Annotated in this window: 23 protein-coding genes; 10 read left to right on the plus strand and 13 right to left on the minus strand. The window is 65.0% G+C overall.

What is annotated here, in order from left to right; all coding sequences use genetic code 11:
• Positions 1-7: 7 nt before the first annotated feature.
• Positions 8-2119 (minus strand): TPM domain-containing protein, encoded by a 2112-nt coding sequence (locus tag AC5RTB_RS07000; protein ID WP_494060333.1) that lies wholly within the window; start codon positions 2117-2119, stop codon positions 8-10.
• 298 nt (positions 2120-2417) lie between these two features.
• Between AC5RTB_RS07000 and AC5RTB_RS07005 the strand changes: the two genes are divergently transcribed.
• From AC5RTB_RS07005 to AC5RTB_RS07020, 4 genes are all read left to right on the plus strand, one after another.
• The gene (locus tag AC5RTB_RS07005; protein ID WP_494060334.1) at positions 2418-3860 is read left to right on the plus strand and encodes a S1C family serine protease; all 1443 of its coding nucleotides are present in this window, start codon (positions 2418-2420) and stop codon (positions 3858-3860) included.
• 131 nt (positions 3861-3991) lie between these two features.
• Complete coding sequence (locus AC5RTB_RS07010; RefSeq protein WP_494060335.1) at positions 3992-4810, plus strand: electron transfer flavoprotein subunit beta/FixA family protein; 819 nt, start codon at positions 3992-3994, stop codon at positions 4808-4810.
• A 42-nt stretch (positions 4811-4852) separates the two neighbouring features.
• Positions 4853-5800 (plus strand): electron transfer flavoprotein subunit alpha/FixB family protein, encoded by a 948-nt coding sequence (locus AC5RTB_RS07015; RefSeq protein WP_494060336.1) that lies wholly within the window; start codon positions 4853-4855, stop codon positions 5798-5800.
• Between the two features lie 2 nt (positions 5801-5802).
• Positions 5803-6561 carry a PIG-L deacetylase family protein gene (locus AC5RTB_RS07020; protein ID WP_494060337.1) on the plus strand — a complete coding sequence of 253 codons (759 nt, stop codon included), beginning with the start codon at positions 5803-5805 and terminating at the stop codon, positions 6559-6561.
• 69 nt (positions 6562-6630) lie between these two features.
• On the opposite strand, the gene AC5RTB_RS07025 is transcribed toward AC5RTB_RS07020, so the two are convergent.
• The 5 genes from AC5RTB_RS07025 to AC5RTB_RS07045 form a co-directional block, all read right to left on the minus strand.
• A complete protein-coding gene (locus AC5RTB_RS07025; protein WP_494060338.1) occupies positions 6631-7413 on the minus strand; it encodes an anti-sigma factor in 783 nt (260 codons plus the stop codon).
• A 16-nt stretch (positions 7414-7429) separates the two neighbouring features.
• Positions 7430-8050 (minus strand): ECF RNA polymerase sigma factor SigK, encoded by a 621-nt coding sequence (gene sigK, locus AC5RTB_RS07030; RefSeq protein WP_494060339.1) that lies wholly within the window; start codon positions 8048-8050, stop codon positions 7430-7432.
• Positions 8051-8243: 193 nt separating this feature from the next.
• A complete protein-coding gene (locus AC5RTB_RS07035) occupies positions 8244-9041 on the minus strand; it encodes a class I SAM-dependent methyltransferase (RefSeq protein WP_494060340.1) in 798 nt (265 codons plus the stop codon).
• A complete protein-coding gene (locus tag AC5RTB_RS07040) occupies positions 9038-9532 on the minus strand; it encodes a tRNA (cytidine(34)-2'-O)-methyltransferase (RefSeq protein WP_494060341.1) in 495 nt (164 codons plus the stop codon). The genes AC5RTB_RS07035 and AC5RTB_RS07040 overlap by 4 nt, the downstream gene beginning before the upstream one ends.
• Positions 9533-9541: 9 nt before the next feature.
• Complete coding sequence (locus AC5RTB_RS07045) at positions 9542-10468, minus strand: J domain-containing protein (protein ID WP_494060342.1); 927 nt, start codon at positions 10466-10468, stop codon at positions 9542-9544.
• 104 nt (positions 10469-10572) lie between these two features.
• On the opposite strand from AC5RTB_RS07045, the gene AC5RTB_RS07050 reads away from it, so the two are divergent.
• Positions 10573-11160: a pentapeptide repeat-containing protein gene (locus AC5RTB_RS07050; RefSeq protein WP_494060343.1), complete on the plus strand. Its 588-nt coding sequence runs from the start codon at positions 10573-10575 to the stop codon at positions 11158-11160.
• The gene (locus AC5RTB_RS07055; RefSeq protein ID WP_494060344.1) at positions 11157-12047 is read left to right on the plus strand and encodes a diacylglycerol/lipid kinase family protein; all 891 of its coding nucleotides are present in this window, start codon (positions 11157-11159) and stop codon (positions 12045-12047) included. The genes AC5RTB_RS07050 and AC5RTB_RS07055 overlap by 4 nt, the downstream gene beginning before the upstream one ends.
• A 7-nt stretch (positions 12048-12054) precedes the next feature.
• On the opposite strand, the gene AC5RTB_RS07060 is transcribed toward AC5RTB_RS07055, so the two are convergent.
• Positions 12055-12801, minus strand: a complete 747-nt coding sequence (locus AC5RTB_RS07060) for a pyrimidine reductase family protein (protein WP_494060345.1) — start codon at positions 12799-12801, stop codon at positions 12055-12057.
• On the minus strand, positions 12798-13730 hold the full coding sequence (gene folP / locus AC5RTB_RS07065; RefSeq protein WP_494060346.1) for a dihydropteroate synthase: 933 nt from the start codon (positions 13728-13730) through the stop codon (positions 12798-12800). Before folP ends, AC5RTB_RS07060 begins: the two co-directional genes overlap by 4 nt.
• A gap of 92 nt (positions 13731-13822) precedes the next feature.
• Here folP and AC5RTB_RS07070 point away from each other — a divergent pair, with 92 nt between their 5' ends.
• The 4 genes from AC5RTB_RS07070 (at position 13823) to AC5RTB_RS07085 (ending at position 17624) form a co-directional block, all read left to right on the plus strand.
• Entirely contained in the window at positions 13823-15034 is a 1212-nt protein-coding gene (locus AC5RTB_RS07070; RefSeq protein WP_494060347.1) for a cysteine desulfurase family protein, read from the plus strand.
• The gene (gene mnmA / locus AC5RTB_RS07075) at positions 15031-16170 is read left to right on the plus strand and encodes a tRNA 2-thiouridine(34) synthase MnmA (protein WP_494060348.1); all 1140 of its coding nucleotides are present in this window, start codon (positions 15031-15033) and stop codon (positions 16168-16170) included. Before AC5RTB_RS07070 ends, mnmA begins: the two co-directional genes overlap by 4 nt.
• A gap of 61 nt (positions 16171-16231) precedes the next feature.
• Complete coding sequence (locus AC5RTB_RS07080) at positions 16232-16594, plus strand: chorismate mutase (RefSeq protein WP_494060349.1); 363 nt, start codon at positions 16232-16234, stop codon at positions 16592-16594.
• Positions 16595-16604: 10 nt separating this feature from the next.
• Complete coding sequence (locus AC5RTB_RS07085) at positions 16605-17624, plus strand: uroporphyrinogen decarboxylase/cobalamine-independent methonine synthase family protein (protein ID WP_494060350.1); 1020 nt, start codon at positions 16605-16607, stop codon at positions 17622-17624.
• A 4-nt stretch (positions 17625-17628) separates the two neighbouring features.
• Here the strand turns inward: AC5RTB_RS07085 and AC5RTB_RS07090 are convergent, their stop codons facing one another.
• Genes AC5RTB_RS07090 through AC5RTB_RS07110 form a run of 5 tightly spaced genes read right to left on the minus strand, consistent with a single transcriptional unit; the run spans position 17629 to position 22885 of the window.
• Entirely contained in the window at positions 17629-18303 is a 675-nt protein-coding gene (locus AC5RTB_RS07090; protein WP_494060351.1) for a DUF4166 domain-containing protein, read from the minus strand.
• Positions 18300-19277 (minus strand): phosphotransferase, encoded by a 978-nt coding sequence (locus AC5RTB_RS07095; protein WP_494060352.1) that lies wholly within the window; start codon positions 19275-19277, stop codon positions 18300-18302. Before AC5RTB_RS07095 ends, AC5RTB_RS07090 begins: the two co-directional genes overlap by 4 nt.
• A gap of 11 nt (positions 19278-19288) precedes the next feature.
• Positions 19289-20581, minus strand: coding sequence for a DUF58 domain-containing protein (locus AC5RTB_RS07100; protein ID WP_494060353.1), 1293 nt, complete (start codon positions 20579-20581; stop codon positions 19289-19291).
• A 16-nt stretch (positions 20582-20597) separates the two neighbouring features.
• Entirely contained in the window at positions 20598-21650 is a 1053-nt protein-coding gene (locus AC5RTB_RS07105) for an AAA family ATPase (RefSeq protein WP_494060354.1), read from the minus strand.
• Positions 21647-22885, minus strand: a complete 1239-nt coding sequence (locus AC5RTB_RS07110) for a DUF4350 domain-containing protein (protein WP_494060355.1) — start codon at positions 22883-22885, stop codon at positions 21647-21649. Before AC5RTB_RS07110 ends, AC5RTB_RS07105 begins: the two co-directional genes overlap by 4 nt.
• Positions 22886-22888: the final 3 nt, after the last annotated feature.

The raw sequence follows: 22888 nt of genomic DNA on the forward strand, positions 1-22888 counted from the left end.
CTCTCACCTAGAAATCTCCGAAGCCGCCCCCGAAGTCGCCGAATCCGCCGCCGCCGGCGTCGAACCCACCGAACCCACCGCCGCCGAACATGCCGCCGCCGTCGCCGCCTCCGCTGAACCCGCCACCGCCGCCGCCGAAGATCCCGCCGCCGTGGCCGCCCCCGTTGAGGATGGAACCAATGAGAATGCCTCCGAGGAGGGCACCGCCCATGCCGTCTCCACGGCCGCCGAACATGCCGCCTCCGCCGAAGCCGCCCATACGTCCGCCGAAGCCGTCCACGTCGCTTTGCGCGATCTGGCCGGCCTGCTCCGCGAGGGCTGCGGCCTGCTGCGCATGGGAGAGTGCGGTCACAGGGTCCTCAGTCTGTATGCGCATCGCGTAGTCAAGGTTGCGCTCTGCTTCCGCCAAACGCGTCCGGGCCTCGCTGCCCACTCCGCCGCGGCGGGCGCGAATGTAGTCCGACGTTCCGGAAATGCGCGACTGGGCAGCCATGATGGTGTGCTGCAGGGTCTCTCGCGCTCTGCGGATCTGTTCCGCTTGGTCACGGACTCCGCCGATTGCGGAGTCCAGCTGCATGTGCGTGTTCTCGACGCGTTGGAGGAGCGACACAGGGTCGATCTTTCCGGATCCGATCTCACGTTCCACCGACTCCAGCGCAGCCTTGGCCCCTGCCACGGGACCGGCGAGTTCCGGATTCGATCCTGCAGCCAGCATGGCCTGCGCCTGGGCGAGGTCCTGGGTCGTATCCGAGACGGCCCTGTGCATCTCACGTTCAGCCGTGTCCAGTTCCGCTGCTCGGCGATCGATTGCTTCAAGAAGGACCTTCGTCTGGTGGACGCCCTCTTCCGTGGCGCGAACGGCAACGACGGCGGCACTGGTATTACCTTCCGACAGTTGCCTCTGGGCCGTGGAAGCGGCATTGTCGACGAACTGCAGCCGCTCGCGCGCCTGGTCAACATTGTCTTCGATCTGTGACGTCGCCGAGGCGGCGTACTTCCTCTGGAGTTGCCGCAAGGTTCCCTCAGCTGCCGCCAGACCGGTTCCGACATCGCCCGCAGCGGCCTGCGCGTCCGCCAACGCCCGCGGAGCGTTGCGTTCCAGCTTCCGCAGGGCGTCGAAATCGGTCTTGTGTTCCTGGAGGCTCACGTTCACCGACTCGCAGCGGCGAATGATGTCGCCGAGCCACTTTCTCTGGTCCTCTTCCGTGTCCGGAATGTGGTCGTCGAGTTGCTGCTGAAGTTTGAACGACTCGCTCATATGGGCCTTCGCGGCAGCGATGTCCTCCGCGAACGGCTTCACTGCTTCATCGCCGTACTGGGCCTGCGCGAAACCGAGTTCCTGTTCACTGGACTTGATGGCGTCATCAGCGGCGACCAGCAGGCTTCCCGCACGACGGCGCAAGTCCTCCACGCTGAGGGAGGCCAAAGGATCGAGCACCTGTCCGTCGGCTCCACGGCCCGGACCGAACTCTATCTCCGAGGGGTGCTGGCGCTGATCCTGCGGAGTGGGTTTCCGGCTCTTCGACCGGAGATAGAAGTAGCCGCCTGCACCGGCAAGAGCCAGAAGTGCACCGATGAACAGGACTGAGCCGCCACCGCCGACGTCGGAGGCTCCAGCGGTGCCCAGTGTGCCGCCGTCAAGGACCTGGTCAACGCCGGTGGTGGCTGCAATGGCTGCGCCTGCCCAATCGTCTTCCCTTAACTCAGGGATCGCAAAGCTTTGGTAGATCGCGGTGGATTCGTCATCGACCACGCTCGAGCTGTCCGCGAGGATACCGCCGGTGCGGTCATCGACGCCGACCACGAAAATTGCGTCATCAGCCTGGAACCCACTGAGTTCGGCAGTCGCGGCGGCCCATTCACGCGGACTGGACGGGTTACTGAAGGAGTCAATGTAGGCGACGTGCAGCGTGTAACCATGCTCGCTCTGGAGCTGCTCGATGGACTGCTCCACCTGTTGCTGTTCAGCGTCGGTGAGGACATCAGCCTGGTCCACCACCGTCTCCGAACTGAAGTCGACAGGATCGACTGCGTAGGCCGGCGCGGCAACCAGCGGGCTCAGCAGAGCCAATGTTCCAACACCTGCGGCGGAGCAGATGCGTGTGATGCTCGACTTCATTCACGACCCTTCAGCAGTGTCCGCCGGGCGGTCCGGGAACTGGCAAACCGCCGTTGTGCAAGGCATAAATCCCGGGGGTTCGCCTGATTGCGATTCTATGGTGCGCTCTGGGGGCCGTCCACCGGGAAGGCTATGCCCCGAGCGAAACCTTCCGGCTCACCGCTCCATTCGTCGGTGCGGGACAATGACATAAGGCACCAACGCGTTCGGCTGGTTCACAGCTGCCGTACAGGCAACGTCAGCCGTTATTACAGGCTGTTTTGCCATAGTTCAGGGAGCACCACTGAAAGGACAACCGATGACCGAGAACACCCCCGGTTCATACGACGGACCGCTTCCGCCCCGGCCCCAGAATCCTCCCAGCCGTAACCCGAACTTTCCCTCGACGCAGCAGCATCAGGCCGATCCCTTCACGTCGCCGTTTGAGGGTCCCGGATCCGAGCACGAGGACCACTTCGCGGGCAGCCCCCAGTCCACGGGCGCGTCGTTCGGACCCGCCCCGTATGCGGGCCATGACGGATACGGAAAGAAGCAGCGTGAGCCGAAGAAGCGGGTCGGTACAGGAACTTTCCTTGCGGGCATGCTGGTTGCGGGGCTCATCGGCGGCGGTGTAGTTGCCGGCGCTGATGCACTGTTCGAGTCGGGCGCCCCGATCTCGACCAACGGCGGCTCCCAGCCCCAGTCCGTCGTGATCAATGACACGGAGAGCGTCAACGAGATCACGGGCGCGGCGGCCAAAGCGTCGCCCAGCGTCGTGACCATCTCCGTCAGCGGCGGTGGCTCGGGTGGCTCCGGTTCCGGCATCATCCTTGATGCTGATGGGCACATTGTCACCAATACCCACGTTGTCACCCTGGGTGGTCAGGTCGCCGAACCTGCCGTTGAAGTGCGGACCAATGACGGGCGGGTTTTCCAGGCGCAGGTGGTCGGCACGGATCCACTCTCCGACCTCGCGGTGATCAAGATTGATGCTCCCGATCTTCAACCTGCAACGCTCGCCGATTCCTCCGAGCTGAACGTTGGTGATGTCGCCATCGCGATCGGCGCCCCGCTGGGCCTCAGCGGCACCGTCACTGACGGCATCATTTCGACCCTCAACCGCACCATCAGTGTGCAGTCGTCCGCCGTTCCCGAGGAACAGGCGGACGCACCGGAACAGGATTCGGGCGACGGCTTCAACTTCCTCCCACCGGACGGATCCCAAGCCCCCCAGCAGGGCGGCCAGGGATCGATCTACCTCAACGTGATACAGACGGATGCCGCCATCAACCAGGGCAACTCCGGCGGTGCACTGGTCAACTCCGAGGGTGAGATCATCGGCGTCAACGTGGCAATCGCCTCAGCCGGCACCGGCGAGAGCGCCGGCAACATCGGCGTCGGCTTCTCCATTCCGATTAACTACGCTCAGCGCGTCGCCGAGGAAATCATTGCCAACGGCAAGGCCACGCACGGTTTCCTGGGGGTGAGCGTCGGCGCCGCCGCGTCCGGCGGCGCCCAGGGCAGCAGTTCCTTTTCCGTCGGTGCGCAGGTGCAGTCCATCGAATCGGGCAGCCCGGCCGAAACTGCAGGTTTTCAGGAAGGCGACATCATCACCCGCGTCGGTAATTTCCCGATCGAGGACCCACAGTCGCTCACGGCCGCCGTGCGGATGCTCGCTGAAGGGGAGTCCACAGAGGTCGAACTGGTGCGCGGTGACGAAACCCTTACCCTTGACGTCACGGTCGGTCTGGCGCCCGCCTGATACCGACGGAAAATGTCGAAGCAGCAGCCACCGCACCGGGGGGCTGCTGCTTCGTCATATGGCTGCGGTAAACGGCACACCTGTGTGGTTAGCTTGTGTGCGGGCAGCTACTAGCCGGAGGAAAGGCAGCAATGGACGAGACAAATCCCGCGCTGAATATCGCGGTGTTGGTGAAGCACGTACCGGACGCCCAGTTCGATCGTCACCTTCGCGGAGAGCACTACACCACCGACCGCTCGGAAAGCATTTTGTCGGAACTGGATGAGTACGCTCTTGAAGCGGCCCTGCAACTCGCCGAAGCCGACGGCGGCGCCGGCCATCGTGTTACAGCTGTCACCATGGGTCCTCCGGCCGCAGTGAACGCCGTGAAGAAGGCCCTGCAGATCGGCGCGCATGAAGGTGTTCACCTCAGCGACGAGGCGCTCGCCGGCTCCGACGCGTCGGGCACCTCACGGGCGCTCGCCGCCGTCGTACGGCATCTTGGCAACGTCGACCTCGTGCTGACGGGCATGGCTTCCACAGACGGCGAAACTTCCCTTGTCCCGGCCCAGCTCGCAGAGCTGCTGGATCTCCCGCAGGTCACCTTTGCGTCCAGCCTGGAACTGCAGCAGGACGACGGCGCGTGGCACCTCACCGCGCGCCGGGAGAGCGACAATGTGGCTGAGACGGTGGAGAGCGATTTGCCCGCCGTTGTGTCCGTCACCGACCAGATCAACGAACCCCGGTACCCGAACTTCAAGGGCATCATGGCGGCGAAGAAGAAGACGATCACTACCCTCACGCTCGCCGACGTCGGACTGGACGCCTCCGAGGTTGGACTCAGGGGCGCATGGACCCGGGTGGAACAGGCGCAGCCGCGGCCTCCGCGCTCGCAGGGCGTCATCATCACCGACGAAGGCGACGCCGGGCGTCGACTGGTTGATTTCCTCGTCGAGCAGAAGCTGCTCTAGCCGCAGCCTACCCTGCGAACAACTTCCCTAGGAGCCCTTGGAATGGCAAAAGTCCTCGTTTACATTGACACGCCCGGTGAGAACCTGCACAAGACTGACCGTGAGCTCTTGACCCTCGCGGGAAACCTTGGCGAACCAGTGGTCGCGCTGCTGGGAGAGCTGACTGACCAGGTCTCAGCGGAGCTTGGCGCCCATGGCGCGGGCGCCGTCTACCAGCCGTCGACCGACGGCCTCGGCGAACTGCTCGTCGCAGGCAAGGCCGCTTTTCTCGCGGCAGCCGCCGAAGAAGCAGAAGCTGACGCCATACTTCTTGGCAACACCTTCGAAGCCAAGGAGATCGCCGCCCGCACAGGTATCCGCCTGTCCTCGGGTGTCATCACGGATGCCGTGGCGGTCGCTGCCGACTTCACCGCGACGAAGTCGGTATTCGCGGGCTCCTACACCGTGAACGCCACGGTGACCACGGGGCGTCCAATCATCACGGTCAAGTCGAACAGCGTGGAGGTCGCTACTCCGCAGGGTGGTTCTAATCCCGAGATCCGTTCGGTGGACGTGGTGGTGCCCGGCGCGGCAGCACGTATTACCGGCCGTTCGGAGAAGGCAGCGAGCGGCCGCCCGACGCTGGATGAAGCACGCGTCGTAGTGGCCGGCGGCAGGGGAGTCGATGGCGACTTCGGGCCGGTCGAGGATCTGGCGGACGTGCTGGGTGGCGCCGTCGGTGCGTCAAGAGCCGCAACGGACGCCGGGTGGATTGACCATTCTGCCCAGATCGGCCAGACCGGCAAGACGGTCTCCCCACAGCTGTACATCTCCGCCGGCATTTCCGGCGCCATCCAGCAGAAGGCCGGCATGCAGACCGCGAAGGTCATCGTTGCGGTCAACAAGGACCCCGACGCTCCGGTATTCGAGATCGCCGACTTCGGTGTTGTTGGAGACCTGGCAACCGTGCTGCCCCAGGCGACCGATGAGATCAGGAAGCGCAAGAGCTGAGCATGCCTGAAGTTCCTGAACAAACCGAGGCCGGCGTGAATCGGGTCCTGTGCTTCGTAGCGCACCCGGATGACATCGATTTCGGTGCTGCCGGGACGGTGGCGAAATGGACCGCAGCCGGCGTCGTCGTTGACTACTGCATCATGACCGATGGCGACGCGGGCGGCTTCTCCGAGGAACACCGCACCGACATCGTGGAGCTGCGGCGGGAGGAACAGCGCGCGGCTGCGAGGCTGGTTGGCGTCGAAACAGTGCATTTCCTTGGCCACCGCGACGGTTATCTGGAACCCACACTGGAGTTGGTGGCAGGTGTCGTGGAGCTCATCAGGAGCGTGCGCCCGCAGATAGTCGTCTCGATGCATCCGGAGCGGAACTGGGAGCGGATCCAGAAGAGCCACCCCGATCATCTGGCGTGCGGGGAAGCCGTCACCCGCGCCATTTACCCTGCTGTCGAGAACCCGTATGCCTTCCCTGAACTGGCCGCCCGCGGACTGGAGGCATATCGCGTTCCGTGGCTGTGGTTCTTCGGTGGCCCCACCCAGCTTGAGAACCACTTCGTCGACGTGTCCGACCACGTGGAAGACAAGATGCGTGCCCTCCGCTTTCACGCGAGCCAGCATCCTGACATCGAGCGGATGGACAGTACCGTCCGTGGTTTCCTCGCAGCCAACGCCCAGCGCGGCGGTCTAGCGGAGGGGCGCAGCGCCGAGGTTTTCCAGGTGGTCCCGGTCAACACCGATACAACGATCGCCGGGTTCTGACCGCCGGCAGGCGAATTGACGTGCCGACAGCCGGATGCTGTGAACGACGGCGGGACCGTGCCGGATCGGTCAGGCGTTGAAGGGAATCTCGACCACGATCGGAAGGGTCGGCGTATTTGAACCGCCTTCCGGCTCAACGGTGATTGCCAGACCGCTGTATGAATTGATGCCTTCGATCGCCAGCTCAGTGTGGGCGACGTCCTCGCCGGTCATGGTTCCGAGCGATTCCGGGGAAGCTCCATCTGCGGGAATGCGCCACATCTGGTAAACCTTCCCTTCCGGCGGTGCCGGAACACTGTCGAGGGTGACGACGGCGGCGTCCCTGGACTCGGAGAACGCGAGTTCGGCGGTGCCGGAGTCGCCGATCTCGATCTCTTCACGTTGGACGTCATCCGCCTGAAGGACCTGCTGCTGAATGGAGGAAGGCTGCAGGTTCTGCGCCACGGTGACACCGCCGACCGCAACAACGACGGCAGCGGCGGCCGCCAGCAGCCAGCGTCCCATGGGGGAGTGACCACGACGCGCGGAACGGCGTGCGGCCAGCTCGTCCCCGGCCGCGGCAGTAGGAGCGCCCGCGGCCGTGTCATCCCGCAGGTTGCTCAGGATGCGTGTGTACAGGTCAGCCGGCGGCTCTTCCTCGTGGTTGGCATAGGCCTGTGCAAGCGTCTCACGTGCCGATTGAACCCGCCGGTCGAAGGCCTGACGGATCTCAGGAGCGGCATCTGAGATGTAGTCCTCGAGCGTGGTGCGTTCCTCTTCGCTTACGGCATCCAGGGCATACAACTCCGCCCATTCCGTGGCGAGGCCGTTGGCCAGGTCCTGGCGAAGATCACCTGAAAAATTTTTGTTCATATCCTTGGCCTGCATCTCAGTTCACCCCCAAACATGTTTTCAATCGGATCAATCCGTCTCGGATTCTTGACTTGATGGTCGGTACCGCCACGCCAAGCTTCTCCGCCACTTCCCGATACGTCAGCCCGCCGTAATAAGCGAGCCGCACCGATTCCTGCTGCGTCTCAGTCAACGTTTTCAAACACTTGACTACAGCTTCAGCTTCCATCCGCTGCGTGACCGTGTCGACGACATCGTCATGGTCCTTGACCTGCATGGCTGCCCCGTACCGGGCTTCGCGGTCCGTGGAACTTTGTTCGGATCTCACCCTATCCACGGCCCGGCGGTGTGCCAGGGTCATGAGCCACGCCATCGGGCTCCCCGCGTCCGGATTGAACCGGTCCGCCATGTTCCACACCTGCAGGTAAACCTCCTGCGTGGTGTCCTGGCTAAGCTCGGGGTCGATCAGGACGCGTCGGGCAAGACCGTAGACCCTGCGCGATGTCTGTGCGTAAAACTCCGCGAAGGCGCTTTGGTCATGCTGGGCAATCCGCGCCAGAAGACCAAACAGATCAGATGCCGAGCCGGAGGACTCACCGGCCGCCTGATCAGAGTCTGATCTAGCGGGGGTCGTCCGGCTCACACGTGGCGTATCCATAGGCTTCAAGCATAAAGCGCCGCGGTGGCTATCTCTAACAGCATGGCCGACGGCGCGTGTGAGCACGTCTCGCCCAATTGGCCGTGCGCCCATGTCCTACCGCCGTTTCTCCAGAACTGCATGCCCGATCAGTTGCAACCGATGACATCTTTTGTTCGTCACGGAGAACAAGGTGGATGGGTTCGCGTGCGTGCTATTGACGGACGGCGACGGCGATCAGTGAGTCGGCGTTGAGGGTCAGATCGCTGCCCAGTTTCTCCATGAACCGGCTGCGGATACGCTCCTGGCCCTCAGGGTCGGTAGGCAGCAGGAACCGGTATCCGGTACCAAGCACCAGGGTCCAGGCAAGATCAGCGTCCAACGGCACCTCCAGGGGCGTTTCGTGCACCTCGACGGACGCAAACCCCGCCTTCTCAAGGAAGGCATGCAGCTTTTCAACTGATGAAATCTCTGCCATTTGCCGCGTCGGGTTCGGAACCGGAGCTTCGCGCAGGTGCGGCTGTTCCTCGAGGCACACTTCGCGGAGGAGCGTCGCGAACGGTTCGTGGGCGTGTTCCTGCCAGGTGCTCATGGCCAGCTTTCCTCCACTGCGCAATTGGGAAGCCAGATGGCGCGTCCCCGTGGCCATGTCAGGGAGGAAAAAGAGGCCGTAGCAGCAGAGCACCGCATCATACTGCTGCCCGGACGACCATACCGACACATCCGCCTCCGTGAACGTGGTGTTGTCGAGGGCCAGAGCGACTGCCTTGGCGGTCGCCAGCGAGAGTAGTTCGCCGGACAGGTCGACGGCGTCAACCCGTCCGTCGGGGCCCACCAGCTGTGCTGCGGGGATAGTGCTCGCGCCGCTTCCGCAGCAGGCGTCGAGCACTTTTTCGCCCACGTGAAGATCCGCCGCGGCAACAACCGCGTTGCCCATGGTGTTCCAGAGAACCGGGGCCAGGCGCTCGAAGTGCTCCGCGCCGTCGTCGAACAGGCTGCCTACATCGGTCACGAACGCTCCTCCATGATGGACTGGCTTGGGTTGGCGCCCTCGAAACCCTGCTGACGCCAGGCCTCGTAGAGCACGATGGATGCCGAGTTGGCCAGGTTGAGTGAACGCCGCGAGGGCAGCATGGGCAGCCGCACGCGTGAGGTGACGGCCGGATGATTCTTCACTTCGGACGGTAGCCCCACAGACTCAGGTCCAAAGAGGAGCACGTCGCCGGGGCGGTAGTCGATGTCCGAGTACGTGACCGTTCCTTCGGCGGTGTAGGCAAAGAGACGTTCAGGTCGAAGAGCGGCCAGGGCGGCTTCCAGGTCCGGGTGCACGGTCAGGACAGCCAGATCGTGGTAATCCAGTCCGGCCCTTCGAAGCTTCGTATCGTCGAGGTCGAAGCCCAGAGGTTCAACGAGGTGAAGCTCCGCACCGGTGACTGCAGCAAGCCTGATGGCGTTGCCCGTATTACCGGGAATTTCGGGCGTATAGAAGAGGATGCGAAACACTGTGTAATCCTAGCGCCCGGCCGCGCGCAGCAAGCGGCCGAGGACAGGTACCTGCACCGTATTGGCTTGCGGGCCTTCCGAGAGGAAGCGCCGCACCTCGCGGAGCAGTGTCCCGGGGTTGGCAACGTGGACGGACACCAGCGCGGAGCGGTCGAGCGAGGGCGGGTAGTCCACAATCGGCTCGAACGGATTATCCTGCCGACCGTGCAGCACCAGCCAGCCGCGCACGTTGCACTCCGGAAAGAGGTCCTGAACCCGACGCACGGTCTCGGTGATTCTGACGTCTCCCGCATGCCGTCCGCGGTGCCGCAGGCGGTGCCCGTCCCACGAGTAATTTCCAGGGGGCGCCACGAGCGAGTCGATGATGGCAATGCGGTAGCCCGCCAGCAGCGCGTGGCCGACATCCACACCCCGGCCGAAAGTCAATCCATTGACCAGCCGGGCTGCAGGGAAACCGGGCAGCATACTGGCCTCCAACAGGCGCGCGGTGGCGCGCTCACCGTCATAGCGCGCCGTGGTGCCCGGTCGAAGCTTGGCGAAACCGCCTGGCTGCCGGGCAGTTCCGTGAACCTGCTGTTGCGCCAGGGTAAGGGGAACCGCTGCCGTTGTGGCGTCGTCGTCATAACCGGGTTCGTAGCGGGGGGGTTGCGTGTAGACCTCGGGAGCGGGCGGCTCGGGCTGGCGCCTCGCGGCGGATGCAGGCCTCGCACCAGGTAACGGATCCTCGATGCCCAGAGTCCGGTCGTAACGACGCCGACGCTCAGGATCAGAGAGCATTTCGTAGGCGACGGCGACATCGTGGAACAGTTCGGCGCTGCCGCCCTGATCAGGGTGGGCTGAACGGGCAGCTTTGCGGTACGCGCTTTTGATTTCTTTGGCAGTGGCGCTTCTGCTCACCCCAAGCACGGCGTAGTACGTGCGGTCGGGGGCTGCCATAGTGGCCTTTCGTCCGAAACGGGATCAGAAACGTCGTTCAGGTTCCGCGCTTGACTGTAAACGGTGGCGTCACCTCCGGCAAATGGGCGGCTAGCATCAGGAGAATGGCGGGCAACGACGAGGTATGGAGCGGGCTGGACTGGTATGCGGTCCGGAGCGAGCGCGAAGATCACAGCGGAGCGCGCTTCATCGACTGTGACTTCACTGAACTGCGTACCGAGGGCAGCGTCTTCAGTGGTTGTGTGTTCCGCAACGTCCGGTTCAACGTATCGACCCACATCAACAGCGCCTTCGACAATTGCCGCCTTGAGCACTGCAACTTCTTCGACGCCACGTTTGAAGGGTGCAAGTTTGCGGGCAGCGTCTTCATTGACTCCACCCTGAAACCGGTGCGGCTAAAGGGCTGTAACTGGTCATTCGTCTCGTTGGTGGGTGCGGACCTGCAGCGTGGATCCTTTTCCGACGTGAACTTCACGGAGGCTGACTTCACCAACGCAGACCTTCGCAATGCCGTGCTCCGCGATTGCCGCCTGGCCAACATTGCGTGGAGCGGCGCCCGCTTGCGAGAAGCTGACCTGCGCGGAAGCGCCCTTGAGGGGATAGAGGGGGAGGAGTTCAATGTCCGCGGCGCCGTCGTCGACGTCGCCCAGGCGCTTGCGATAGCAGAGGCGCACGGAGCGGTGATCCGGTGAGGCTCGTCGTTGCCCTGAACCCGCTGGCAGGGGCAGGCGCAGGAGCACGTGCAGCGCCGGGGATAGTGAGCAGGCTCGAAGAGCAGGGACACGAGCTCGAAGTGGTGGGACTCCAGGGTCCGGACCGGTTGCTGACGGAGCTTGAGGTGGCGCTTACCAAGAATCCGGAGGCGCTGGTGGCGGTGGGCGGCGACGGGCTAGCCCATATCGCTATCAACGCCTTGGCCGGGACGCCGGTCCCGCTGGGCATCATCCCCGTAGGCACCGGGAACGACATCGCGCGCTCGCTGGGTCTCCCGCTCCGCGCACCAGCCGAAGCCCTTGCAGCTCTTCTGTCCGCCCTGGAGAGCGGGTCCCGCGAGGTGGACCTGGGGCGCATCAGGAGCCCGGAAAGGCCGGACGTCCTATTTGCAGCAGCCTGTTCCGCGGGGTTGGACGCGGTGGTCAACGCCCGGGCTAATAGGTGGACGCGTCCGCGGGGCCGGGCCAGGTACGTGCTCGCCTTACTACGGGAGCTGCCCTTCTTCCGACCCCTGCACTACCGGATGAGCGTCGATGGTACTCGGACGGGGATTGAGGCGATGCTTGTCTGCGTTGCCAATATGCGCTCCATCGGCGGGGGAATGCTGATAACACCGGACGCACGGCCCGTGGATGGCCGCCTGGATCTGCTGGTGGTGGATCCCATGTCCCGCCTGCGGTTACTGGCGCTGTTTCCGCTTCTCTTCTCCGGTCGGCACGTGAGGCTGAGGGCGGTTCACCTCCGGACCGTGCAATCTGTGGAGCTGGAGGTAGCGGACATCCTGCTGTATGCCGACGGGGAGCCGGTCGGCGCTGCACCGGTACGCATCGACGTAGTGCCCGGCGCGCTCAGAGTCCTGGCCTGAGCGAGCATCACCCAGCTTCTGCCCGTATCCAGCGTCCGAAGAGAGCGGAATCGGACTCGAGCAGTGACGCCAGTGTCAGCCGGCGGAGGGCCGGGCTATCGACGCCGGCGGAGATGTGGGCCCCCTCGCCGCCGGTCAGCAACGGGCTCAGCGAGAGGCAGAGCTCGTCGACAGCATCTTCGGCGATGAAACCACCGAAGATGCTTGGACCACCTTCGCAGAGTATGCGTCCCAGGCCGCGGTCTTGAAGCCAGGCCGCGCACCTATACGCCTCAACGTCCTCTTCGCCCGCAACGACGACGTCGGCGACCTCTGAGAGGGACCGCACCCGCTTCGGGTCGGCCGCCGCCGTCGTGAAGATCATGGGACGCACCCGGGAGAGCCTGAACAGCTCACTGTCCGGCTCGATGCCCAGCGTGCGGGAGATCATTGCAAGCGCAGGGTGTTCGGGAAGCCCATGGGCAGCACGCCAGGCGGTGGCCTCATCACTGACCAGCGGCCCCGCATAGCCTTCAGCACGCACCGTGCCTGCTCCCACAAGGATGACATCACAGAGCCTGCGGATGAGCCCGAACAACCGGCGGTCGCCCTCGTTGCCCAGCGGCGCGGAGACGCTCTGGTGCGTTGCCGATCCGTCGAGGCTGGAGATGAAGTTGAACCGCACCCAGGGGCGCTGGGCCGGGTAGGCGTAGAGAGCGAGCAGATCCTCATCGGTACGGTCGGCGGCATGGGCGGGAAGGATCTCGTTGATCATGGTTTGTTGAAATCTCCCATGTTGTGTTTGAGGAAGGCAGGCCGGCGCCATCCCATGGCTGCCTCCACCACATTGATGGCTGAGCGGGCTGCAGCGACGTTGTGCATCCGGAGGACCCGGGCGCCGCCCAGAGCACACATGACGGCGGCGGCAATGGATCCTTCCCCCCGTGCCTGCTTCGGCAGGCCCAGCGTCTCGCCGATGAAGTCCTTGTTGGAGACTGCGGCGAGCGTGGGGAAACCCAGGCCCGCAATCTCCGAGAACCGGCGCGTGATTTCGAGCGAATGCAGCGTGTTCTTGTTCAGGTCATGTCCCGGATCCACCAGGATGCGGTCCTCGCTGATGCCCAGTGCTACAGCAAGGTCCACCTGCCGAACCAGGAAATCGGCAACCTCCGCAACCACGTCGGTATAGGTCGGGCGTCCCAGAACGGTCCGCGGTGCCGCGAGGCTGTGGGTGATGACCACGTGCGCACCGGTCTCGGCGATCACCGCGGCGAGATCGCGGTTCCGCAGTCCGGTGGTGTCATTGACGACGTTGGCTCCTGCACGGATGGCTTGCTCCGCCACCTCCGGCAGGAACGTGTCGGCCGAGATGACGACGTCGGACTCTTCCCTGACCGCCCGGATTACCGGAAGAATGCGGTCGGCTTCCTCGACGGCCGGGATCGCGGGACCGGGCGCAAAAGGCGCGCCGCCGATATCAACCCAATCAGCGCCGTCAGCCACGGCCTGCAGGGAAGCGTCCACTGCAGCCTGCAGGGCGAACGTGCGTCCGCCGTCGTAAAAGGAGTCCGGAGTGCGGTTGATGATCGCCATCAGCGCGATCTGTCGGTCGAAGTCGAGGACGCGCTGTCCGAATTCATGCCTGGCGTGCAGCAGGCGGGGAACGAACAGCGGGGAACCGGTCTGCACGGGCGTTTCTTCCACAGCTCATTTCTATCAGCCCCTCCTGACAGCGATTTTCCGCCGTGAACGGCCGCCCGTTCGGCTTTGGCACGCCCCGACGATAGAATCGTGGGGTGCCCGTGTACCTTGATCACGCGGCGACCACGCCCCTTTCGGCGCCCGCGCTCGCCGCACTCACCACCGAACTCAGCCGCAGCGGTAACCCTTCGTCGCTGCACGGCTCGGGCCGCCGTGCCCGCAGGGTTGTTGAAGACGGCCGCGAGACCCTCGCACGCGCAGCCGGAGCGCACCCGTCGGAAGTCATCTTCACCTCCGGTGGGACCGAAGCGGACAACCTGGCCGTCAAGGGGCTTTTCTGGGCCCGCCGCGGAGCAGAGCCGCGGAGGACACGGATCCTGTGCAGCGCCGTCGAGCATCACGCCGTTCAGGACACCGTCGAGTGGCTTGAACAGCATGAGGGAGCCCGGGTCACCTGGCTCCCGGTCACCGCGGAGGGAGTCGTTCGCCTGGACGTGCTCGAGGAGGAACTCGCTGCGGGCGCCGATGACATCGCGCTGGTCACCGTAATGTGGGCGAACAATGAGGTCGGTGCCATCCAGCCTGTGGCGGACATCGTCGCGGCGGCCGCCCGCCACGGCGTTCCGGTGCACTCCGACGCTGTCCAGGCCTTCGGCTCCCTGCCTGTCTCCTTCGCCGAGTCCGGGCTCGCCACCATGGCAATCAGCGGGCACAAGATCGGCGGTCCGGTGGGCGTCGGCGCTCTGCTGGTTGGGCGGTCCGTGAAGCTCACGCCCGTGCAGCACGGTGGCGGGCAGGAACGCGACATCCGCTCGGGCACCCTTGATACGGCGGGTATAGCGGCGTTTGCGGCAGCAGCGGACGACGTCGTCAGTTCCCTCTCCGGGGAGTCGGCACGCATCGCGGGGCTGCGGGACCAGCTGATTGCCGGTGTCGAACGCGTTGTGCCGGAGGCGGTCCTCAGGGGGCCGCGAACCGAACGGCTGCCAGGCAACGCGCACTTCACTTTCCCCGGATGCGAGGGGGACTCACTGCTGTTCCTGCTCGATGTAGCGGGTGTGGAGACGTCCACCGGGTCGGCCTGCACCGCCGGGGTGCCCCGGCCATCGCACGTCCTCCTGGCCATGGGACTGAGCGAGACCGAAGCCCGCGGCTCCCAGCGTTTCAGCCTCGGGCATACATCGACGCCCGAAGACGTTGACGCTTTGGTGGCCGCGCTGCCCGAAGCGTACGAACGTGCGCGGAAGGCGGGCATGTCCGGCCACGCATCATCCATCCAGACAGCAGGAACGGGTTTCAGTTCATGAAGGTACTCGCAGCGATGAGCGGCGGAGTCGATTCGGCGGTTGCGGCGGCCCGCGCAGTAGAGGCGGGGCACGACGTCGTCGGGGTTCACCTCGCGCTCTCACGCATGCCCGGGACCCTGCGGACCGGCAGCCGCGGCTGCTGCACGATCGAGGACAGCCGCGATGCCTGGCGTGCCTGCGACATCCTCGGCATTCCCTACTACGTCTGGGACTTCTCCGAGCGGTTCAAGGAAGACGTGGTGGATGACTTCATCGCCGAGTACGCCGCCGGACGCACCCCCAACCCGTGCATGCGGTGCAACGAACGCATCAAGTTTGCTGCACTGCTGGAGAAGGCCCTTGCGCTCGGTTTCGACGCGGTCTGCACCGGACACTATGCAAAGGTCATCGAGAACGCCGACGGCAGCCGGGAACTGCACCGGGCGGCGGACTGGGCCAAGGACCAGTCGTACGTGCTCGGCGTCCTCACGCATGAGCAGCTGAAGCACTCCATGTTCCCGCTCGCCGACACCCCCTCCAAGGCAGAGGTCCGCGCAGAGGCCGAAAGACGGGGACTGTCGGTCGCCAACAAGCCCGATAGCCACGACATCTGCTTCATTCCCGACGGCGACACCCGCGGCTGGCTCGAGGAGCGCATCGAGCTCACCGAGGGCGACATCGTGGATGTTGAAGGCGCGACCATCGGTACGCACCCCGGGGCCAACGCATTCACCGTCGGCCAGCGGAAGGGCCTCAAGCTCGGGCGCCCCGCACCCGACGGCAAGCCCCGGTTCGTCCTTGAGATCCGCCCGAAGGAAAACACGGTCGTCGTGGGTCCGGAGCGCATGCTCGCGGTCGATCAGCTGCGCGGAATCAAGGTCTCCTGGGCGGGGCTTCCGATTCCCGCCGTCGAGTCCGGCGAGGAGTTCGAGTGCATGGCCCAGGTGCGTGCCCACGGTGATCCCGTGGACGCCCGCGCTCACGTCGAGCACGACGACGACGGCCGCCAGAGCCTCGTGGTGCGCCTCGTCGAGCCGATGCGCGGCGTCGCCCCCGGACAAACGGTCGTGATCTACCAGGGCACCCGGGTGCTCGGGCAGGCGACACTGGATTCAGCCCGGTCGCTGGAGCGCCCCGACCTCGCTGCGGCACGCTGACCATCAGACCGATCACAGACACAATGCGCCGTGCCCCCGTGCGGTCTGCTTAACTGGAAGCATGACTGAGAAGACCCGGCGTTTCGACCCTGCAGCGAGCTCACTCGCCGGCGAAGTTGACCCCGCCGTCATGGAAGAACTGCTCTCAGTTCGGGGCAGCATCGACAACATTGACGCCACCCTGGTGTATCTGCTGGCTGAACGCTTCAAGGCGACCCAGCGCGTGGGGCACCTGAAAGCCGAGCACAAGCTGCCGCCCGCGGACCCCGCCCGGGAAGCCGCGCAGATTTCCCGGCTGCGTGCCCTGGCCGAGGAAGCGAATCTGGACCCCGCTTTCGCGGAGAAGTTCCTGAACTTCATCATTTCCGAGGTCATCCGCCACCACCAGGACATTTCGCAGAACCACTCGTCGCGCGATGCCTGACACTGCAGCGGTGCCTGACACCGCGGCGGTGACAGTCACTGCGCTGGGTGACTGGCCCGGCCAGGACCCCGTTGAAGCACTCCGGATAATCCGCGGCGAGCTCGGGAGCCCGAACCTGCCTTTCCTGCCTTCGCTGCCTGACCGTGGCGTCGGCAGCGACGAAATTGGCAGGACCGCCGCTCTGCTCCCGGAACTCCCCGTCGACCTGCAGCCGCACGGCTGGAGGCTGGTGGACCGACCCGGCAAAGATGTTCGCCGCGCTATTTCCGCGCTGTCTACCGACTTCAACATCCTTGCGGACCTGGTGGGGTCCGAAGAGCGTCCCGCCGACACGCTCAAAGTGCACTGTCGGGGACCCATGTCGCTTGCCGCGAATCTCCATCTGCACAATGGCGAACGTGCGCTGCTTGATTATGGTGCGCGTCGGGACCTCCGCGATGCGCTGATTGAGGGCGTCAGTTCGCTGCTGAGACGCGCCGCCACTGCGAGCCCCGGTGCTGAGCTCACGCTGCAGCTGGACGAACCGGAGATCACAGGGGTGCTCGAGGGCAGCATACCTACAGCCAGCGGATACCGGACGCTGCGCGCCGTACCGAAGCATGAAGCAATCGAAGCCTGGACACTGCTGGCGGAGGGAGCGCACGAGGCCGGTGCCGCCGCCGTCGTGCTTTCCTTCAGAACCGCAGAGCAACTGACCCTTGTCCAGCGAGTGCCGGGCATGGGTGTCGCTGTTCCGGTGAGCGGCGTGTCCAACCGAGACTGGGAAGCGCTCGCGGAACTCGTCGAAGCAGGCCGCACCCTCTGGGCAGGTGTCCAGGTCCCGGGCAGCAGGCCGCTGCGGGTGCAAGAGACTGCCGAAGCGCTGCTGCGTCCCTGGCGGGAAGTCGGCCTGGCCATCCACTCGCTGAGGTCCATACGGCTGGCCCCCGGCGAAAGCCTCGCGGAGCGTTCGCCTGACCACGCCCGCAGGTTGCTGGCGCATCTTCACCAGAGCGCTGACGCCCTCAATCAGGCCATCGCAGACGCCTGACCGGTCACGCGCGTCGTTCCCAGCGCGCCGGTGCGGCCTCGGCGGGCAGGCCGCCGTCGTACGCGGTCAGTTCATAGGTGAACCAGCCGGCGTACACCAGGACCGGCCCCAGCTGCCTGTGGAGGACATTGGTCTGGATGCGGAACCGGTGCTCGTCCTCGTCCCACCACTGCTCCATGTAGGCCTGGGCTCCGACGATGTCGGGCAGCGGCAGCCTGAGCGGACCGGCGAAGATGCGGGTGGCAGAAGAGATCATCCGCATATGACCGTTGGCCGTCACCTCGCAGGTAAGGGCGGTGGCCATACGCCGGTGAAGCCCCAGATAATCGACCAGCCGGCCATCGGCCCATGATGTGGTGTCCTCGAAGACCCGCGAGACGTTATTGAACGAAATGTCGCGGCGTGCGGTGAGCGAAGGCCTGCCGTACGGGTCCAGGTGGGCCCAATTCCGCACGGTGAAGCCGACGTTGTTCTCGTACTCCGGGAAGAAGGAGTTATCCTTCGCGGCCAGCGCGAAGAACGGACTGAGGAGTGGGGCAGGGCTGCCTGCCACATCGAAAGTTCCGTGTCCGGTTCCGAACTGCTGTGAATCCTCATGCAGACTGAAGTACTCCTGAAGCTGTGGTTGCAGGCGACCGAACTCCGCTCCAAGTGCTCGTTGGTAGACCGAGGACGTCATGACCATCTCCTTTGTATGAGCCAGTCCACTGTGATGCCGGCTGTGAATCGCGCGTGGGCCCGCAGGCGGGGGCTGGTCTCAATGTCAGGCTGCATGCCGGGGGTCATGTAGGCGGCGAGGATTGCGAGCCAGCTGTCGACGTCGTCGTCGTTCGCCGCAGCAGACAGCGGTGACTGGGCAAGCCACGGTGAGGGGTCGATCCCGCCGTTTCGGGCGTAGATGAGGACGCCTACCCAGTCCGTCCAGGAAGGTCCGTGAGCCAGGAAATTCCAGTCGCAGATGAATGCCCGGCCATCACTGTGGCGGAGCAGCACGTTATCCGCCCGCAGGTCGTTGTGGAGGATGGAGTCGCCCCGCAGCGCTTCCGTGCTCCGGTCGCGCAACTGCTGCAGCTCGCCGAGCCTGGCGGAGGTGCCATGGGGGAGGAAGCCCGGCAACGCGTCGCCTTCAGAGGCCAGACGTGAAAAGACGGTGCTGACCAACGGATCATCGCTGATACCGGCCGACATGGGCCCGCCCGTCAACTCACGCGGCGAGCTGATGAGCGCGTCCTGTACCGTCAGCAGGCTGGCGTGGATCGCACCGAGATCGGCCGTGGTCCAGGGATCACCCGGCATGTAGCCGTCGACCGCCTCGAAGCAGAGAACCTGCCACTGGTCTGGGGTTTCATTCAGGATGAGCGAACGGCGCAGCTGGGGTATTGGCAGGCAGTCCGGCAGGAACTTCAGTACCTCAGCCTCACGAACGTAGGCCGGATGGGTGAACTGGTCCGACGACGGCGCGGCCTTCACGAACAGGGTGGCTTCGGAGGCCCCAACGACCGCGGCGAAACCGTTGGTGAACCCACCTCCGGCAAGACGGACCGAGTGCACTGGGGCGCCGGTCTCCTCTTCGATGGCGGACCGCACGGCAGCCGGAAGATCATTCCATCCCTGCCGCCGAGCAGTGTTGGAATAGTCGAAGCTTCCGGTCACGGCCGCCGCCGTCACAGCCGGCCCGCTGCCTTCAGGCGAATGTAGAGGTCTGCCAGTTTGGACGGGAGCTCGTGCGGAGGCTCGTCTACGACCTCCGCACCAAGCTGGTGGAGGCGTTGCTTGATAGCGGCGCGGTCGAGAAGAGCACGCTCAGCAGCAGCCGCGCGGTATGTCTCCGCCGCAGTGCTGCGCTGATGGCGCAGGTCATCGAGGTGCGGGTCGCGGACGGACGCCACCACGACGACATGCTGCGCGGTCAGCGACGGCAGCATCGGCAACAGGCCCTCCTCGACGGCCCCGGCATCCAGAGCAGTCAGGAGCACTACCAGGCTGCGGTGCGCGGAGATCGAGCGCACCTGTGCCGGGATTCTTGAGAAGTCAGCCTCGATCAGCTCTGAGTCCAATGGAGCCATCGCTGTGACGAGGGATGCGAGTAGATTGCCCTTGGCCGCGGATTCCACCCTCGCACGCGGACGCCGGTCGAAGGCGAGGAAATCGACGCGGTCACCGCCCCGCTGGGCCAGCACCGCCAGCAGGAGTGACGCCTCAATTCCGGTATCCAGCCGGGGTTCGTCCTCGATCCGGACCGCCGAAGTGCGGGACGTGTCGAGCACAATGACCACACGGCGGTCGCGTTCCGGCCGCCATGTCCGTACAACCGTGTCCCGCCGTCGGGCGGATGCCCGCCAGTCGATGGAACGAACATCATCTCCACGGACGTAGTCACGCAGAGAGTCGAATTCTGTTCCCGCCCCACGGATCTGCACTGCCGCGCGCCCATCAAGTTCCCTCAGACGCCTCAGCTTCGAGGCCAGTAGCCGCTTCGAGTGGAACGGCGGCAACACCCTCAGGGTGCCTGGCGCTGGAATTGTGACCTGACGGGCGGCGAGCCCGAGCGGACCCCCACTTCGGATTGTCACATGGTGCACGGACAAGTCACCGCGACGCCGTGGAACCAGCCGGACCCTGAGGTTACGGCCCTCGCCGGCAGGAACGCTCAGCCGGTGCACCGGGTTCTGGGCACCTGCCGATGGTTGCCAACCCTCGCGGATCCAGCCGTGAAAGGCCCGCTTGGAGTGATTCCGCACAGTGAGGATGCTTGTGGCGTCCTCCGTGAGGCGGACAGTCTCAGGCAACGTCCGCTTAATACCGATCGCTCGCGGAGATGCGGCGAGGGCAAGGTCGACGGCGCAACCAACAGTCAGCAGGGCCAGCCACAGCGCGATGGACAAAGCGCCCGGGTAGAGGACCACCGGGATGATTCCGAGCAAGGCAAGGATGACGAGACGGGCAGTGATGCTCATGCTGCTGCGCCCACAATTACCTCGGCACGGGAACGGTCGCCAGAATGTTACCCAGGACGCTGTCGACGCTCACACCATCCATCTGGGCTTCCGGGCGCAGTGCCACCCGGTGGCGCAGGGCCGGAAGAGCCAGAGCTTTCACGTCGTCAGGTGTGACGAAGTCGCGGCCGGAAAGCCAAGCCCAGGCGCGCGAGGTGTTCAACAGAGCGGTGGCCCCGCGGGGAGAGACGCCAAGCTGGAACGAGGGCGCGTTGCGCGTTGCGCGCACGACGTCGACGATGTAGCTCAGCACTTCGGGAGCCACACCCACCCGCTGTACCGCCTGCCTGGCGGCCGCAAGGTCGCTTTCGCCCGCTACGGCCCTCACTCCGGCGGCTTCGAGGTTCCGGGGATCGAATCCCACACTGTGCCGGCGGATTACCTCGATTTCGTCGTCCCGCTCAGGCAGCGGAAGGGTGAGCTTGAGGAGGAAGCGGTCCAGCTGTGCTTCGGGAAGGGGGTAGGTGCCCTCGTATTCCACCGGGTTCTGCGTTGCGGCGACAATGAACGGCTCCGGCAGCGGTCTTGTCACACCGTCGACGGATACCTGGCGCTCCTCCATGGCCTCCAGCAGGGCGGCCTGCGTTTTAGGCGGCGTTCGGTTGATCTCATCGGCGAGCAGGATGTTGGTGAAGACCGGGCCCTGCCGGAAGGTGAACTCAGCCGTCCGGGACTCAAAGATGAGCGATCCCGTTACGTCACCGGGCATGAGGTCCGGCGTGAACTGGACCCGCTTGGTATCCAGGCTGAGGGCCGCCGAGATGCTGCGCACCAGCAGCGTCTTCGCCACACCGGGTACACCTTCCAGAAGTACGTGACCCTTCGCGAGGAGTGCGATGAGCAGTCCGGTCACGGCTGCGTCCTGCCCTACGACCGCCTTCGCCACCTCGTCACGCACTGCAACGAGCGCGCGACGGGAAGGATCCGCCGGCGACGTGCCCTCAGCCGAGGCTCCCGCCGGGTATGAGGCACCGCCGTCTGACGCTTGGTGCGCGGGCGGAGCGGGCTGGTGCTGGTGGTGCTTATTCATGAACGACGGATCTCCTGTTCGAGTTTTTCCAGTTCCTGGCTCCACTGCACGAGTTGGGCATCGGAGCGGGGCGTGAAGGAGTTGAGCAACCGGTCGACGTCGGCGAATTCGCGGTTGGTTTTTTGGGCGGCGACCGCCACAACTGATGCGCGGGTATTGGAGGGCGGTATCCGCAGCTGTGTCGCCAGCCGGGTCAGCGTCCCCGCGCGGAGGGTCCCGGCGGCGTGTTCCACTGCACCGGCGTCCTGGTACAGACGCGCCCTGCCGGCCGCGGTCTCGGCCGAACGGACAACGACGGGCAGCGGCTCCGTAACCAGAGGGCCCAGCCGACGGCCTCTCCACAGCATCGCGAGCAGCGCCGTGACCAGCAACCAGAACATCAACGGGTTGACGAAGTCGGGAAGCAGGCTCAGGGCATCAGCCGGCCCGGATGTAATCGCCAGATCTTCTTCAGTGGGCTGGTACCAGACGAGGGTGCTGTTGCTGCCAAGGACTCGGAGCGTAAGGGCAGCGTTGCCATTCTCGTCGATGAGCTCGTTGCTCATGATCGCTCCGTTACCCAGAACGGCCACTGTTCCGTCGGCAGCGGTAGCGAAGGTTCCGGCAGGGTTCCCGTCCTCGCTCTGGGGAAGCGGAAAACAGGTGACTGGGCCGCGGTAGGACAACCCGCCAACGCTCACGGCTGCCGCGGCTTGAGCGTCCGGATCGATACATTCTGCCTGCAGTGCTTCTTCAGCGTCGTCAGGGACAACTCCAGCGGACCGTATGTCGTCAGCCAGTTCGGCCAGCATGGTGAGGCTGGGCTCGATCAGGAGGGTACGGTCGGCGAGGCCGCCGCCGAGAGTCGCCAACTGCTCTGATGTGAGCCAATTATTAGGGTCGTGCAGGAGCAGGGTGTCATTACTTCCCTGGAGCGCTGCGACGGCGTCTTCAAGTGACTCCGCGTGAACAACTTCGACGCCGTTGCGGCTCAACACCTGCGCGGCTGCACGTGCCCCTTGCGGCGCAGCATTGTCCGGAGAGAGCGGTCTCCCTTGGCCGGCACTCGTGGCCACCGCGCCGATGACGACGGCGATCGCAAGGAGGACGGCAAGGGCAATCCACCCGCGCGCCCGCTTCAGCCTGCCAAGGAGCGTGGAGCGGGCGCTTCCTCCGTCGCCGATTACCTCACTGCCGGCACTGCTTTCGCGATCGACGGCGTCGGCCGCGTTCTCTGCAGCCAGCGTTGAACTCATGTC

The sequence above is a fragment of the Arthrobacter sp. M71 S08 genome (genome assembly GCF_059089725.1).

Excerpts from the sequence above, each read along its gene's own strand:
- mnmA (WP_494060348.1), top strand. The coding sequence starts at position 15,031 with ATGAAGGTACTCGCAGCGATGAGCGGCGGAGTCGATTCGGCGGTTGCG.
- AC5RTB_RS07105 (WP_494060354.1), bottom strand. The coding sequence starts at position 21,650 with ATGAATAAGCACCACCAGCACCAGCCCGCTCCGCCCGCGCACCAAGCG.
- AC5RTB_RS07020 (WP_494060337.1), top strand. The coding sequence starts at position 5,803 with ATGCCTGAAGTTCCTGAACAAACCGAGGCCGGCGTGAATCGGGTCCTG.
- AC5RTB_RS07100 (WP_494060353.1), bottom strand. The coding sequence starts at position 20,581 with ATGAGCATCACTGCCCGTCTCGTCATCCTTGCCTTGCTCGGAATCATC.
- AC5RTB_RS07025 (WP_494060338.1), bottom strand. The coding sequence starts at position 7,413 with ATGAACAAAAATTTTTCAGGTGATCTTCGCCAGGACCTGGCCAACGGC.
- AC5RTB_RS07015 (WP_494060336.1), top strand. The coding sequence starts at position 4,853 with ATGGCAAAAGTCCTCGTTTACATTGACACGCCCGGTGAGAACCTGCAC.
- AC5RTB_RS07110 (WP_494060355.1), bottom strand. The coding sequence starts at position 22,885 with ATGAGTTCAACGCTGGCTGCAGAGAACGCGGCCGACGCCGTCGATCGC.
- AC5RTB_RS07045 (WP_494060342.1), bottom strand. The coding sequence starts at position 10,468 with ATGGCAGCCCCCGACCGCACGTACTACGCCGTGCTTGGGGTGAGCAGA.
- AC5RTB_RS07005 (WP_494060334.1), top strand. The coding sequence starts at position 2,418 with ATGACCGAGAACACCCCCGGTTCATACGACGGACCGCTTCCGCCCCGG.
- AC5RTB_RS07090 (WP_494060351.1), bottom strand. The coding sequence starts at position 18,303 with ATGACGTCCTCGGTCTACCAACGAGCACTTGGAGCGGAGTTCGGTCGC.
- AC5RTB_RS07050 (WP_494060343.1), top strand. The coding sequence starts at position 10,573 with ATGGCGGGCAACGACGAGGTATGGAGCGGGCTGGACTGGTATGCGGTC.
- AC5RTB_RS07010 (WP_494060335.1), top strand. The coding sequence starts at position 3,992 with ATGGACGAGACAAATCCCGCGCTGAATATCGCGGTGTTGGTGAAGCAC.
- sigK (WP_494060339.1), bottom strand. The coding sequence starts at position 8,050 with ATGGATACGCCACGTGTGAGCCGGACGACCCCCGCTAGATCAGACTCT.
- AC5RTB_RS07080 (WP_494060349.1), top strand. The coding sequence starts at position 16,232 with ATGACTGAGAAGACCCGGCGTTTCGACCCTGCAGCGAGCTCACTCGCC.
- AC5RTB_RS07000 (WP_494060333.1), bottom strand. The coding sequence starts at position 2,119 with ATGAAGTCGAGCATCACACGCATCTGCTCCGCCGCAGGTGTTGGAACA.
- AC5RTB_RS07060 (WP_494060345.1), bottom strand. The coding sequence starts at position 12,801 with ATGATCAACGAGATCCTTCCCGCCCATGCCGCCGACCGTACCGATGAG.